We start from the raw sequence: 13,355 nt of genomic DNA, 5'->3' as shown, positions 1-13,355 counted from the left end.
ATGCGCTCACCTCGCCGACATCCGCTGCTCGTTCCGGTGTTGCTGTGCGCGCTCGCCGTGCTCGCGGCCCGTCCCAGCGACGCCATGGACGAGGACGGTGGCTCCGGCACCGCCTTCGGCGCGGAGGTGGCGAGGCTCTACGAGGAGGCGGCCAAGGCCACCCAGCAGTACGAGGACGGACGGCGCGAGGCAGAGGCCCAGCGGTCGAAGGCCCTGGAGTACGAGTCCCGCCTCGACCGGCAGCGGCAGAAGATCGACGCCATGCACGAGGACCTGGGCCGGATCGCCCGCGCCCAGTACCGCAGCGGCGGTGGGCTCTCGCTCACCGCGCAGGTGGTTCTCGCGGATGACCCCGACGAGCTGATGCGCAGTCAGCGAGCGGTGGCGCGCGTGGATCTTGCCGTCAACAAGGCCATTGAGAAGAGCCTGCGTGCCGAGGCCCGGCTCGCTGCCGACGAGGCCAAGGCGCAGTCGGCCTGGCAGAGGCTGGAGGAACGCAACGCCGGGCTGGCGGAGCTGAAGAAGAGGATCGAGGGCAAGCTGGAGGCGGCGCGGGCGCGGCTCGAGGGACAGGCGGACGCCTCGGTCGCGGCCGGCTCGTGTCCCGGCGCGGTCCGTCTTGACCAGCCGGACGTGCGACTCGACCGGTCCTGGGTGTCACCGGTGGAGACGTACGACCTGTCGGCGTCGTTCGGCAGCGGTGGGACGCGGTGGGCGAACCGGCACACCGGACAGGACTTCGCGGTGCCGGTGGGGACGCCGGTGCGGTCGGTCGGCACGGGCCGGGTGGTGAAGGTGTCGTGCGGTGGTGCGTTCGGCATCCAGGTCGTGGTCCAGCACGCGGGCGGCTACTACACGCAGTACGCCCATCTGGCCGCTGTCGCCGTCGACCAGGGCGACCGGGTCCGCCCCGGCCAGTGGGTCGGACAGGCGGGCAGCACCGGCAACTCCACCGGGCCGCACCTGCACTTCGAGGTACGGGTCACACCGGAGATGGGATCGGCGCTGGACCCGGTGCCGTGGCTGGCGCAGCGCGGGGTGCCGCTATGACGGTGCGGGCGCTCTGACGGTCCAGGCGCCCGGCGAGGCCGGGCACCCCGTGGGACAGGGCTGTGGGACCAGCCGCTAGGGCAGGTCCCGCAGCATCCGCTCGATCACGACCGCCACCCCGTCGTCGTTGTTGGCGACCGTCCGCCCCGACGCGGCGGCGATCACGTCCGGATGCGCGTTGCCCATCGCGTACGAACGTCCTGCCCAGGTGAGCATCTCGACGTCGTTCGGCATGTCACCGAAGGCGACGACCTCTTCGTGCGAGATGCCGCGCTCGGCGCAGTACAGGGCGAGCGTGCTGGCCTTGGAGACGTCCGGCCCGCTGATCTCCAGCAGGGCGCTGGGGCTGGACCGAGTGACGTTGGCCCGGTCGCCGATGGCGAGGCGGGCCAGCGTGAGGAAACCGTCCGGGTCCAGCTCGGGGTGGAAGGCCAGGATCTTGAGAACCGGCTCGGCGGCGGCGCGACCACCCGGTGCCAGGATCTCCTCGGCGGGCAGGAGGTCGTCGGGGGCCTCCATGTGCATTTTCGGGTACGCCGGCTCCTGGTGGAAGCCGTATGTCTGCTCGACCGCGTACACCGTGCCGGGCGCCGCCTCGCGCAGCAGCCGTACGGCGTCCAGCGCGTTCTCCCGGGCCAGCTCCCGCACCTTCACGAACCGGTGCGCTCCGGGGCCGCCGTGCAGGTCGACCACGGCGGCGCCGTTGCCGCAGATGGCGAGGCCGTGACCGTGCACGTGGGCACTGACGACGTCCATCCAGCGGGCGGGGCGGCCGGTGACGAAGAAGACCTCGATGCCCGCCTTCTCGGCGGCGGCCAGGGCGGCGACCGTACGCGGGGAGACCGACTTGTCGTCGCGCAGCAGGGTGCCGTCGAGATCGGTGGCGATGAGCCGCGGGCGAGTGGCGGCGGCCGGGGGGTCTGGCTGTCGGGTCGCTGAGGTCACCCGGCCATTGTCACGCATATGCCTGCACGACCGTGCGCGAGTCCGCACATATGTGAGCTACGGCTCTCAGCTCTTCAGCTGCGCCAGTGCCTCCATGGCGATCCGCTCGAAGACCTTCTCGTCGGCCGTGAAATCCGAGTCGGGGATCGGCCAGTGGACGACGAGGTCGGTGAATCCGAGATCCCGGTGACGGCCGGCGAAGTCCACGAACGCGTTCACGGACTCCAGTGGTCGACTGCGGTCGGGAGTGAAGCCGGTGAGCAGGACCTTGTCGAGCTCACTCACCTCCCGTCCGATCGCCGCACAGGCGGCGGCCAGTCCGTCGGCCTGGTCCCGCAGCGCGCGGTCCGACTGCTCGGGGGTGCCGTTCTCGTACAGCTTCGGGTCACCGGTGGTCACCCACGCCTGCCCGTACCGGGCGGCGAGCCGCAGCCCGCGGGGACCGGTCGCGGCCACCGCGAACGGCAGCCGGGGCCGCTGTACACACCCCGGGATGTTGCGCGCCTCGTGCGCCGAGTAGAAGTCGCCCTCGTAGGACACGGCGTCCTCGGTCAGCAACCGGTCGAGCAGCGGAAGGAACTCGGCGAACCGGTCGGCCCGCTCGCGTGGTGTCCACGGCTCCTGGCCGAGCGCGGTGGCGTCGAAGCCCGTGCCGCCCGCTCCTATGCCGAGCGTGACCCGGCCGTCGGAGATGTCGTCGAGGGAGATCAGCTCCTTGGCGAGTGTCACGGGGTGCCGGAAGTTCGGTGAGGTCACCAGGGTGCCCAGGCGCAGCCGCTCGGTGACGGCCGCGGCGGCGGTGAGCGTCGGCACGGCACCGAACCACGGGCCGTCCCGGAAGCTCCGCCAGGACAGGTGGTCGTAGGTGTACGCGGTGTGGAAACCGAGCTGCTCGGCACGCGTCCAGCTCGAACGGCCGCCCTCGTGCCAGCGGCGGTGCGGAAGGATCACGGTGCTCAGACGCAGGCTCATGCATCCGAGCCTATTGCGCCCGAACCGGTTTCACGTGAAACGTCCACCGGCCTCGCCATGCGTCACCGTACGCGACCACTCAGCCACGGGGTGAGGAGGAGCATCGGCACGAACTCCTTGTACGTGCGGTCACCCGGCAGCGGCACGATCAAACGGCGCCCCTTGACGAAGGCGAGGCCGCCGAAGACAGAGCGCAGGAACGCGGGGACGTCGTCACGCGGGATGTCGGGGAACTCCACGTCCTCGACGGTGATCAAGGCGTCGCCCTCGGGAAAGAGCCGGACGCTCACCCGGGGAATCCCGCCGAACTCGGCGAATGCCTCATGGGGGAGGGAACCGTCGGCATCGGTGGTCACGCCCACGCCTGCGGCGCTGCGGCGGGAGGTCTGGTCCGCGCCGATGTCTTCGGTGACCTCGATCTCCAGGGCGTACTCCGCGGCGATGGCACGGAGAGCGGTGACGGCGGCCTGGGTGGTGGGTAGCTGCTCCATGCCACCGATCATGCGGGGTCGGTGTCGAGCGGGGAATCGCAGATACCGCGGCGGCACTCTCCTCGTCAGGCAGACCCCGTTCTCGCTGACGTGGAAGACGGGCCCGTCACGCTGCATGGCAGTGGCATCCAGCTTGACGGTGCGTCTGTCGTACATGTGGTCCTGTCGCATGGAATCAGCGTGCCGAGAGACACGCGTCACGCGATCGAGTTCCCCGCACAGGTTTGATCCACAGCCAAGTGGACTTATCCACAGGTTCTTTGAGGGCCCCTGTGGAAACCAGAGGGACGGCTCTACACGCGTGTGCCCTCTCAACACTCCTGGTGCGAACCGGAACCTCGGATGGGCGCCACGTGCCTCCGGCGTCACCGGGGCCACGACCCTGTTGTGAACGACCGCCTCCAGAACGGCGTCGGCCACCTGCTTCGGCGGGTAGTTGCGCAGTCCGTACAGCCGCGCCGTGCGCCGCCGCTTCTCCCCGTCGGCGTCGACGCCTGCGAAACGCGCCGTGGAGGTGATGCCCGTTGGATCTGGCGTCAATAGGCCGGGACGCGCGGCCCGGGAAGCGGCTCCGTGGCTCTCAGGTACGGCATCCCCTACGGGCCCGTACTACTCGAGTCTGATTCCAAGACGGCTCTCCGGTCTGACGACTCGAGTGGTGGGCGTCACTACTGTCATGGATGTGACTGTGATCGCGACCGAAAGCCTGAGCAAGCGGTTCCCCCGGGTGACCGCGCTCGACCGGCTCTCCGTGGATGTCGGACCCGGTGTGACCGGACTCGTCGGTGCCAACGGCGCCGGCAAGTCCACTCTGATCAAGATCCTGCTGGGTCTGTCTCCCGCCACCGAGGGCCGGGCCGAAGTGCTCGGACTCGATGTCGCCACCAAGGGCGCCGACATCCGCGAGCGGGTCGGCTACATGCCGGAACACGACTGCCTGCCGCCCGACGTCTCGGCCACCGAGTTCGTCGTCCACATGGCACGCATGTCCGGCCTGCCGCCCACCGCCGCCCGCGAACGCACGGCCGACACCCTGCGCCACGTCGGTCTGTACGAGGAGCGCTACCGGCCCATCGGCGGCTACTCCACCGGCATGAAGCAGCGCGTGAAGCTCGCGCAGGCGCTCGTCCACGACCCGCAGCTGGTCTTCCTCGACGAACCGACCAACGGTCTCGACCCGGTCGGCCGCGACGAGATGCTCGGCCTCATCCGCCGCATCCACACCGACTTCGGCATATCCGTCCTGGTCACGTCACACCTGCTGGGCGAACTGGAACGCACCTGCGACCACGTCGTCGTCGTCGACGGCGGCAAGCTGCTGCGCTCCAGCTCCACCACGGACTTCACCCAGAGCACGACGACCCTCGCGATCGAGGTCACCGACACCGACGAGCACCCCGACGGCACCCGCGCGGTACGCGACGCCCTCGACGCGCGTGGGGTGACCGTCCAGGACGGCAGCGGTCTGCCCGGCGCCGGCCACGTCCTGCTGCTCACCGCGGCGGGCGAAGAGACCTACGACCTGGTGCGGGACGTCATCGCCGACCTCGGCCTCGGCCTGGTGCGCATGGAACAGCGCCGGCACCACATCTCGGAGGTCTTCACGGACAGCGACGCAGAACGGAAGGAGGCAGCCGGCCATGGCAACTGAGCAGCCCGTAGCCCGTGCGACGGGTGACCAGACCCGCATCCACAACATCGGCTACCGCAGCTACGACGGTCCCCGCCTCGGCCGCGCCTACGCCCGCCGCTCGCTGTACTCGCAGTCCCTGCGCGGCGCCTACGGCCTCGGCCGCTCGGCCAAGTCCAAGGTGCTGCCGATGCTGCTGTTCGTGGTGATGTGTCTGCCCGCGGCCATCATGGTCGCCGTCGCCGTCGCGACCAAGGCCGACGAACTGCCCCTGGACTACACGCGCTACGCGATCGTCCTGCAGGCAGTCATCAGCCTCTACGTCGCCTCTCAGGCCCCCCAGTCCGTCTCGCGCGACCTGCGCTTCAAGACCGTGCCGCTGTACTTCTCGCGGCCGATCGAGACCGCCGACTACGTCCGCGCCAAGTACGCGTCGCTGGCCTCGGCCCTGTTCATCCTCACCGCCGCGCCCCTGCTGGTGCTCTACGTGGGCGCGCTGCTTGCCAAACTCGACTTCGCGGACCAGACCAAGGGGTTCGCACAGGGACTCGTCTCCGTGGCACTGCTCTCGCTGCTCTTCGCCGGCCTCGGCCTGGTCGTCGCATCCGTCACCCCGCGCCGTGGCTTCGGCATCGCGGCCGTCATCGCCGTCCTGACCATCACCTACGGCGCGGTCTCCACGCTCCAGGCCATCGCGGACGTCCAGGGCAGCTCCGGGGCCGTCGCCTGGATCGGCCTGTTCTCGCCGATCACCCTCATCGACGGCGTGCAGTCCGCCTTCCTGGGCGCCACCTCGGCCTTCCCCGGCGGGATCGGACCGAGCACCGGCGAGGGCGCGGTCTACGTCCTCGTCACCCTGGGACTCATCGCCGGCGCCTACGGCCTGCTGATGCGCCGCTACACGAAGGTGGGACTGTGACCACGCTGAACATCGACCATGTATCCCGCTGGTTCGGCAACGTGGTCGCCGTCAACGACATCACCATGACGATCGGCCCCGGCGTCACCGGCCTCCTCGGCCCCAACGGCGCGGGAAAGTCCACCCTCATCAACATGATGGGCGGCTTCCTCGCCCCCTCCACCGGCAGCGTCACCCTCGACGGCCAGCCGGTCTGGCGCAACGAGGCCATCTACAAGCACATCGGCATCGTCCCCGAGCGGGAGGCGATGTACGACTTCCTCACCGGCCGGGAGTTCGTCCTCGCCAACGCCGAACTGCACGGCCTCGGCGCCAAGGCGGCCCACGAAGCGCTCGCCACCGTGGAGATGGAGTACGCGCAGGACCGGAAGATCGCCACGTACTCCAAGGGCATGCGGCAGCGGGTGAAGATGGCCTCCGCCCTCGTCCACCAGCCGACGCTGCTCCTGCTCGACGAGCCTTTCAACGGCATGGACCCGCGCCAGCGCATGCAGCTGATGGACCTGCTGCGGCGCATGGGCGACGAAGGCCGCACGGTGCTGTTCTCCTCGCACATCCTCGAGGAGGTGGAACAGCTCGCCTGGCACATCGAGGTCATCGTCGCCGGACGGCACGCGGCCAGCGGCGACTTCCGCAAGATCCGCCGTCTGATGACCGACCGGCCGCACCGCTACCTGGTGCGTTCCAGCGACGACCGGGCCCTCGCGGCAGCGCTGATCGCCGACCCGTCGACGTCCGGCATCGAGGTCGACCTCGCCGAGGGTGCGCTGCGCATCCAGGCCGTCGATTTCGGCCGGTTCACGGCCCTGCTGCCGAAGGTCGCCCGTGACCACGGCATCCGGCTGCTCACGGTCTCGCCGTCCGACGAGTCCCTCGAGTCCGTCTTCTCGTATCTCGTCGCGGCGTAGGAGGCCGAAGAATGTACGACCCCACAGTCGCCAGGCTCACCTACCGAGCCCTGCTCGGCCGTCGCCGGGCCTTCATCCTGGGTGCGCTGCCCCTGCTGCTGCTCGTCATCGCCGTGGCGGTGCGCGCACTCGCCGGAGCCGACGACCAGACGGCGGCGGACGTACTGGGCGGATTCGCCCTCGCCACCATGGTGCCGATCATCGGTGTCATCGCCGGCACCGGAGCCATCGGCCCCGAGATCGACGACGGCTCGGTGGTCTACCTGTTGTCCAAGCCGATCAAGCGGCCGACGATCATCTTCACCAAGCTGATCGTCGCCGTCGCCGTGACGATGGTCTTCTCCGCCATACCTACCCTGCTGGCCGGTCTGATCCTCAACGGCAACGGCCAGCAGATCGCCGTCGCGTACACGATCGCCGCGCTCGTCGCCTCCATCGCCTACGCCGCGCTGTTCCTGCTGCTGGGCACGGTGTCCCGGCACGCGGTGGTCTTCGGCCTCGTCTACGCCCTCGTTTGGGAGGCGCTGTTCGGCTCGCTGGTGCCCGGTGCCCGCACGCTGAGCGTGCAGCAGTGGTCGCTGGCGGTGGCCCAGAAGGTCGCCGACGGGAACCTGGTGACCTCCGACGTCGGTCTGACGACCGCGACGGTGCTGCTGGCCGGGGTGACCGTGCTCGCGACCTGGTACGCAGGTCAGAAGCTGCGGTCGCTGACGCTTGCCGGGGAGGAGTGACCGGACCCGGGTCCTGACGGGGCTTTCACCCCGGCCCGGGCACACTGGGCCGGGGAAGACACGAGGGCACAGGGTGGGAGGGACCGGAATGGCGGACCAGACACCTCGGCACGATGGCCGCGGACAGCCGGAAGGCGGAACCGAAGGTGCCACCGAGAGCACCAGGGACGAAGCCGGTGCCGAACCTGCCACCGAAGCCGCCGACGATGCCTGGGACGGCCTCGTCCTGGACGAGAGGTTCATACGCGACGCCGGGACCTTCGAGCCCTCGGCCCGCGCCCGGATGCTCGCCGCCCGCTGGCGCCGCGAGAAGCCGGAGCCGCAACCGTGGCGCTCCGACGAGCCGCCCGCGGGATGGTTCTTCAGCAAGGGCCGACGCCGCAGGTGGCGTCGGCGCTGACGCCGCATACGTCCGCTCTTAATCGGTGGCGCCCGGCTTTCCGTAGCGGCACTGTGGTGGATGCACGAGGCCGGAGGGCGTCGGCGAATCGGGCGGCCGCTTCGAGCACGCGAGACATCTCGCGTGGGCCGGCCGACGGGGACGCCGACGCCCTCCGGGCCGTGGCGTCAGGGCCGCCGTTCCAGCGTCCCGGGGCCGCGGTGACCGCGCCCCGGAGGGGGCGTGGTCAGGGCGCCAAACGCTCCAGCACCACCGCGATGCCGTCCTCGTCGTTCGAGGACGTCACCTCGTCGGCCACCGCCTTCAGCTCATCGTGGGCGTTGGCCATCGCCACGCCCCGGGCGGCCCAGCCGAACATCGGGACGTCGTTGGGCATGTCGCCGAACGCGATCGTGTCCGCGGCCTTGAGACCGAGCCGGCGCGCGGCCAGGGACAGGCCGGTGGCCTTGGACAGGCCGAGGGGGAGCAGCTCGACGATGCCCGCGCCGGCCATGGTCACCGTGACGAAACCGCCCGCGGTGCGCCGGGCGGCCTCGGCCAGCTCGTCGTCCGACAGGGTCGGATGCTGGATGTAGATCTTGTTCAGCGGCGCCGACCACACATCGGAGGCATCGGTGAACGGCACGGCCGGAAGGTCGCCGGTGACCGCGTAGCCCGGTCCGACCAGGACGTCACCGTCCAGGCCGTCGCGGCTCGCCGCCAGGTACAGAGGGCCGGTCTCCGCCTCGATCTTGGCCAGTGCCACCCCGGCCAGCTGACGGTCCAGCGTGACCGAGGTCAGCAGCCGGTGCTCCCCGGCGTGGTAGACCTGCGCGCCCTGACCGCAGACGGCCAGCCCGTTGTAGCCGAGGTCGTCGAGGATGTGCCGGGTCCACGGGACCGCGCGGCCGGTGACCACGATGTGGGCCGCGCCCGCCGCGGTGGCCGCGGCGAGCGCCTCACGGGTGCGCTGCGAGACCGAGTCGTCACTGCGCAGCAGTGTGCCGTCGAGATCGGTCGCGATCAGCCGGTAGGGGAAACCCCCGGCGGGCCCGGCGGGGGTCCCTGCGGCGGAGCCTGTGGCAGTCACTTGGACACCGGCTCCAGGACCTCCCGGCCGCCCAGGTACGGGCGCAGCACCTCTGGCACTCGCACCGAACCGTCGGCCTGCTGGTGGTTCTCCAGGATCGCCACGATCGTGCGCGGTACGGCGCACAGTGTGCCGTTGAGCGTGGCCAGCGGGCGTACCTTCTTGTCCTCGCGGACGCGGATCGACAGCCGGCGCGACTGGAACTCGGTGCAGTCCGACGTCGAGGTCAGCTCGCGGTACTTGCCCTGGGTCGGGATCCACGCCTCGCAGTCGTACTTGCGCGCGGCCGAGGAACCCAGGTCGGCCGAGGCGACGTCGATGACCCGGAACGGCAGCTCCAGCGACGTCAGCCACTGCTTCTCCCACTCCAGCAGGCGCTGGTGCTCGGCCTGCGAGTCCTCGGGGAGCACGTAGGAGAACATCTCGACCTTGTCGAACTGGTGCACGCGGAAGATGCCCTTGGTGTCCTTGCCGTGCGAACCCGCCTCGCGGCGGAAGCAGGGCGAGAAGCCGGCGTAGCGCAGCGGCAGGCGGTCCGCGTCGAGGATCTCGTCCATGTGGTAGGCGGCGAGCGGTACCTCGGACGTGCCGACCAGGTACAGGTCGTCCTTGTCGAGGTGGTAGACGTCCTGGGCGGCCTGGCCGAGGAAGCCGGTGCCGGCCATCGACTGCGGTCGGACCAGCGCCGGGGTCAGCATCGGGGTGAAGCCGGCCGCCGTGGCCTGGGCGATCGCCGCGTTGACCAGGGCGAGTTCCAGGAGCGCGCCGACGCCGGTCAGGAAGTAGAAACGCGAACCGGAGACCTTGGCGCCGCGTTCGACGTCGATGGCACCGAGCAGCTGGCCCAGCTCGAGGTGGTCCCTGGGCTCGAAGCCCTCGGCCGCGAAGTCGCGGTGCGTGCCGTGCGTCTCCAGCGTGACGAAGTCCTCCTCGCCGCCGACGGGGACGTCGGGGTGGACGAGGTTGCCGAGCCGCTGGAGGAGTTCCTGGGTCGCGGCGTCGGCCGCGTCGCGCTCGGCGTCGGCCGCCTTGACGTCGGCGGCGAGCTGGCTCGCCCGCTGCAGCAGCTCGGCCTTCTCGTCTCCGGAGGCCTTGCCGATGAGCTTGCCGAGGCCTTTCTGCTCGGCGCGCAGCTCGTCGAAGCGGATGCCGGACGACCGGCGCCGCTCGTCGGCAGACAGGAGGGAGTCGACGAGCGCGACGTCCTCTCCACGGGCACGCTGCGACGCGCGCACACGGTCGGGGTCCTCACGGAGCAGGCGAAGGTCAATCACGCGGTCAAGGCTACCGGTGTGCGGCGACGGGTCTCGACTCACTATTGCCGATCGCGGGTCCTGAGTTCCGTTATGCGGAAGATGTGCCTTGTGCGCATCTTGTTCGCAACCTGTTCCCGCGGTCAATCAGGGGTGTCTCCATACCTGGAACGAGCCAACGGGTGGGCGGCGGTTGACTGGCGGTTGACTGGATTTCCTTGCGGAGAACGGGACTTGTGGAGCTGTCCCGCACCCGTCTGTCCACAGGAATCCCCGACCCCGGGAAGTTATCCACAGGCTGTGCGAAAGATCTGTGGACTCACGGAAGTGGTCATTCACCATGGCCCGCCATGGCTGTGGTGAGCCGTTCAAACCCTTCACGTCCCCACTTTCGGGTGGAAACGGAGCGCTCGGTGTCACTCCGGAGGATGGGAGGCGAGAAACAGGTGGACGAAAGGTGGCGGAGGTGCCTGCGGCGGAGTGGGGCGCCAAGTAGGACATGTCGACTGAATGCCCTTTCGTTGTCGACTTGTCCCCAGGTCGAGAAGCAGACCTGTGGATAACACCTGTGGATAACGAAAATGTGCAGGTACGACTGGTGGAGCCGGCCGGTTCCGGCCGTCAGAACCGACCGTCCTGGCAGCGTGCGACCCAGTCCGCCGCCGCGACGAACGCCTCGTCCGAGGTGCCCGGCCGTGGTGCTCCCACGTCGGTCGGCTCGACCTCCGCACGTGGATACGAACCCAGGTAGCGCACCTGGAGGCAGGTCCGCTTCAGGCCCATCAGGGCATCGGCCACCCGGCGGTCGGAGATGTGCCCCTCGGCGTCGATGCAGAAGCAGTAGTTGCCGATGCCGGCACCGGTGGGCCGGGACTGCAGCAGCATCAGGTTGACGCCTCGTGTGGCGAACTCGCCCAGCAGGTCGCGCAGGCCGCCGGGGTGGTCGTCGCGCTGCCAGAGCACGATGGACGTCTTGTCCGCGCCGGTCGGTGCCGCGGGCCGGGCGGGACGGCCCACCAGTACGAAGCGTGTCTGGGCGTTCTCCGCGTCGTGGATGTCGGCCTCGAGGACCTCCAGGCCGTAGCGGCCCGCGGCGAACTCGCCGGCGAACGCCGCGTCGTACCGGCCCTCCTGCACCAGACGGGCGCCGTCCGCGTTGGAGGCGGCCGACTCCCAGGCGGTGTCCGGGAGGTGCTTCCTGATCCAGTTGCGTACCTGGGGCTGGGCGGCCGGGTGGGCGGTGACCGTTTTGATGTCCGACAGTTTGGTGCCGGGGCGGACCAGCAGCGCGAAGGTGATGGACAGCAGCACCTCGCGGTAGATCATCAGCGGCTGGCCGGCGACCAGCTCGTCGAGGGTGGTGGTGATGCCGCCCTCGACGGAGTTCTCGATCGGCACGAACGCGGCCTCGGCCTCGCCGGTGCGCACCGCGTCGAGCGCGGACTGGACTGACACGTACGGGACCAGTTCCCGGGTCGCCGTCTCCGGGAGGGTGCGCAGGGCGACTTCGGTGAAGGTGCCTTCGGGGCCGAGATACGCGTAACTGGCTGGCATGACCTCACCCTAATGGGCCCGGTCAGGCCTGGCTCACGTGTCTGGCGCGACCCGCTCCCCGGGGTGACCCCCGGGCCGGTTTCACCCCTCCAGCAGCCGCTGGCCCACGTATTCTCCGTCGGCCGCCCCGCCGGGTACCGCGAACAGACCGCTCGCCTCGTGCCGGATGAACTGCGAGAGCGCGTCCCCCCGGTCCAGCTTGCGCTGCACCGGTACGAAGCCGCGCAGTGGGTCGGCCTGCCAGCAGATGAAGAGCAGGCCCGCGTCGGGCACGCCGTCCGCGTCGAAGCCGTCGTGGTACGAGAAGGGCCGCCGGACCATGGCCGCGCCGCCGTTCTGGTCGGGGCGGGTGATGCGGGCGTGGGCGTTGATGGGGACGATCAGGTTCCCGGCCTTGTCCGTCTTCTCCAGGTCCATCTCGGTCGTCTCGGTGCCCCCGGTCAGCGGAGCCCCGTCGGACTTCCGGCGGCCGATGACCTCCTCCTGTGCCTTGACGGAGAGCTTCTCCCAGTCGTCGAGGAGCATGCGGATGCGGCGTACGACGGCGTAGGAGCCGTTCGCCATCCATGCGTGGTCCGCGTTCTCGTTCTCTCCGGGGTTCTCGGGCTGCTCGGGGACGAAGATCCGCTGATCGAAGTCGGCGTCGGACGGCTTCGGGTTGCGCGTGCCGTCGACCTGGCCCATGAGGTTGCGGGCGGTCATGGGGTGGGCGGTGGCGCCCGGCGAGCGGTTGAAGCCGTTCATCTGCCAGCGGACGCGGGCGGCCGATCCGGCGTCCTGCTGGACAGCCCGCAGGGCGTGGAAGGCGACCAGGGCGTCGTCGGCGCCGATCTGCACCCACAGGTCGCCGTTGCTGCGGTTCTTGTCGAGGTGGTCGGAGGAGAAGTCGGGCAGCGGGTCGAGGGCGGCCGGTCGCTGCTCGGCCAGGCCGGTCCGGCCGAAGAAGCTGTGCCCGAACCCGAAGGTGACGGTCAGCGAGGAGGGCCCCGCGTCCCGGGCCACGTCCGTGTCACGGGAACCGGTCGGTTCGCCCGCCATCAGCCGCAGGGCGGTGTCGGACCAGCGGCGCAGCAGCGCGGCGGCCTCCTTGCGGCCGGCGCCCGCCGCCAGGTCGAAGGCGATGAGGTGGCCGCGGGACTGCATGGGGGTGGTGATGCCGGGCTGATGTTTCCCGTGAAACATCACCTGCTCGCTGCCCAGCGAGGTGAGCGGTGTGGCGGCCGGGGAGGACGGCGCGGCGGCGTAGCCCGCGGCGCCGCCGGCCGCGCCGAGTACGAGCCCGGTGGCACCGGCGGTGCCGAGCAGCCGCCGCCGCGAGATGCCCTCGCGGGGGGTGGTGCTCGCGGAGTCGAGGGGCCCGGGCCCGCCGGGCGACCCGTGGGCCGTCTCGGGGGTGCGGGCCTCGGGGGTGGACTGGTCAGCCATGGTGCGGT

Annotated in this window: 12 protein-coding genes and 2 pseudogenes; 6 read left to right on the top strand and 8 right to left on the bottom strand. The window is 70.2% G+C overall.

The genetic code is table 11. The features are described 5' to 3' along the window. Positions 1-1,050 (top strand): M23 family metallopeptidase, encoded by a 1,050-nt coding sequence (locus ACZ7G3_RS23615; protein WP_470928126.1) that lies wholly within the window; start codon positions 1-3, stop codon positions 1,048-1,050. A 75-nt stretch (positions 1,051-1,125) separates the two neighbouring features. Here the strand turns inward: ACZ7G3_RS23615 and ACZ7G3_RS23610 are convergent, their stop codons facing one another. The 4 genes and pseudogenes from ACZ7G3_RS23610 to ACZ7G3_RS23595 all read right to left on the bottom strand — a co-directional run. After that, positions 1,126-2,013 (bottom strand): HAD family hydrolase, encoded by an 888-nt coding sequence (locus ACZ7G3_RS23610; RefSeq protein ID WP_426599662.1) that lies wholly within the window; start codon positions 2,011-2,013, stop codon positions 1,126-1,128. A 48-nt stretch (positions 2,014-2,061) separates the two neighbouring features. After that, complete coding sequence (locus ACZ7G3_RS23605; protein ID WP_426599663.1) at positions 2,062-2,967, bottom strand: LLM class flavin-dependent oxidoreductase; 906 nt, start codon at positions 2,965-2,967, stop codon at positions 2,062-2,064. 62 nt (positions 2,968-3,029) lie between these two features. Continuing rightward, positions 3,030-3,470 carry a hypothetical protein gene (locus ACZ7G3_RS23600; protein ID WP_470928123.1) on the bottom strand — a complete coding sequence of 147 codons (441 nt, stop codon included), beginning with the start codon at positions 3,468-3,470 and terminating at the stop codon, positions 3,030-3,032. 270 nt (positions 3,471-3,740) lie between these two features. Then, a pseudogene (locus ACZ7G3_RS23595) lies at positions 3,741-4,031 on the bottom strand (SDR family oxidoreductase); the annotation flags it as partial. A gap of 115 nt (positions 4,032-4,146) precedes the next feature. Here ACZ7G3_RS23595 and ACZ7G3_RS23590 point away from each other — a divergent pair. From ACZ7G3_RS23590 to ACZ7G3_RS23570, 5 genes and pseudogenes are all read left to right on the top strand, one after another. Next, positions 4,147-5,109, top strand: a complete 963-nt coding sequence (locus ACZ7G3_RS23590) for an ABC transporter ATP-binding protein (RefSeq protein WP_426521580.1) — start codon at positions 4,147-4,149, stop codon at positions 5,107-5,109. After that, positions 5,099-6,007 (top strand): ABC transporter permease, encoded by a 909-nt coding sequence (locus ACZ7G3_RS23585; RefSeq protein ID WP_426599666.1) that lies wholly within the window; start codon positions 5,099-5,101, stop codon positions 6,005-6,007. The genes ACZ7G3_RS23590 and ACZ7G3_RS23585 overlap by 11 nt, the downstream gene beginning before the upstream one ends. Beyond that, positions 6,004-6,915 carry an ABC transporter ATP-binding protein gene (locus ACZ7G3_RS23580; RefSeq protein WP_426599667.1) on the top strand — a complete coding sequence of 304 codons (912 nt, stop codon included), beginning with the start codon at positions 6,004-6,006 and terminating at the stop codon, positions 6,913-6,915. The genes ACZ7G3_RS23585 and ACZ7G3_RS23580 overlap by 4 nt, the downstream gene beginning before the upstream one ends. An 11-nt stretch (positions 6,916-6,926) precedes the next feature. Further along, on the top strand, positions 6,927-7,646 hold the full coding sequence (locus tag ACZ7G3_RS23575; protein WP_426599668.1) for an ABC transporter permease: 720 nt from the start codon (positions 6,927-6,929) through the stop codon (positions 7,644-7,646). Positions 7,647-7,797: 151 nt separating this feature from the next. Then, positions 7,798-8,046 (top strand): annotated as a pseudogene (locus ACZ7G3_RS23570) (SGM_3592 family protein); the annotation flags it as partial. A gap of 226 nt (positions 8,047-8,272) precedes the next feature. Here the strand turns inward: ACZ7G3_RS23570 and ACZ7G3_RS23565 are convergent. The 4 genes from ACZ7G3_RS23565 to efeB form a co-directional block, all read right to left on the bottom strand. Next, a complete protein-coding gene (locus ACZ7G3_RS23565; RefSeq protein ID WP_470928120.1) occupies positions 8,273-9,115 on the bottom strand; it encodes an HAD family hydrolase in 843 nt (280 codons plus the stop codon). Then, entirely contained in the window at positions 9,112-10,389 is a 1,278-nt protein-coding gene (gene serS, locus ACZ7G3_RS23560) for a serine--tRNA ligase (RefSeq protein WP_426599670.1), read from the bottom strand. Before serS ends, ACZ7G3_RS23565 begins: the two co-directional genes overlap by 4 nt. A 600-nt stretch (positions 10,390-10,989) precedes the next feature. Then, the gene (gene pheA / locus ACZ7G3_RS23555; RefSeq protein ID WP_426599671.1) at positions 10,990-11,922 is read right to left on the bottom strand and encodes a prephenate dehydratase; all 933 of its coding nucleotides are present in this window, start codon (positions 11,920-11,922) and stop codon (positions 10,990-10,992) included. An 81-nt stretch (positions 11,923-12,003) separates the two neighbouring features. Then, entirely contained in the window at positions 12,004-13,347 is a 1,344-nt protein-coding gene (gene efeB, locus ACZ7G3_RS23550; protein WP_470928118.1) for an iron uptake transporter deferrochelatase/peroxidase subunit, read from the bottom strand. Positions 13,348-13,355 lie beyond the last annotated feature (8 nt).

The organism is Streptomyces sp. NPDC037271 (assembly GCF_055603605.1).
The sequence above is the reverse complement of the archived record's forward strand: the minus strand, read 5'-3'. Positions and strand labels throughout refer to the sequence as shown.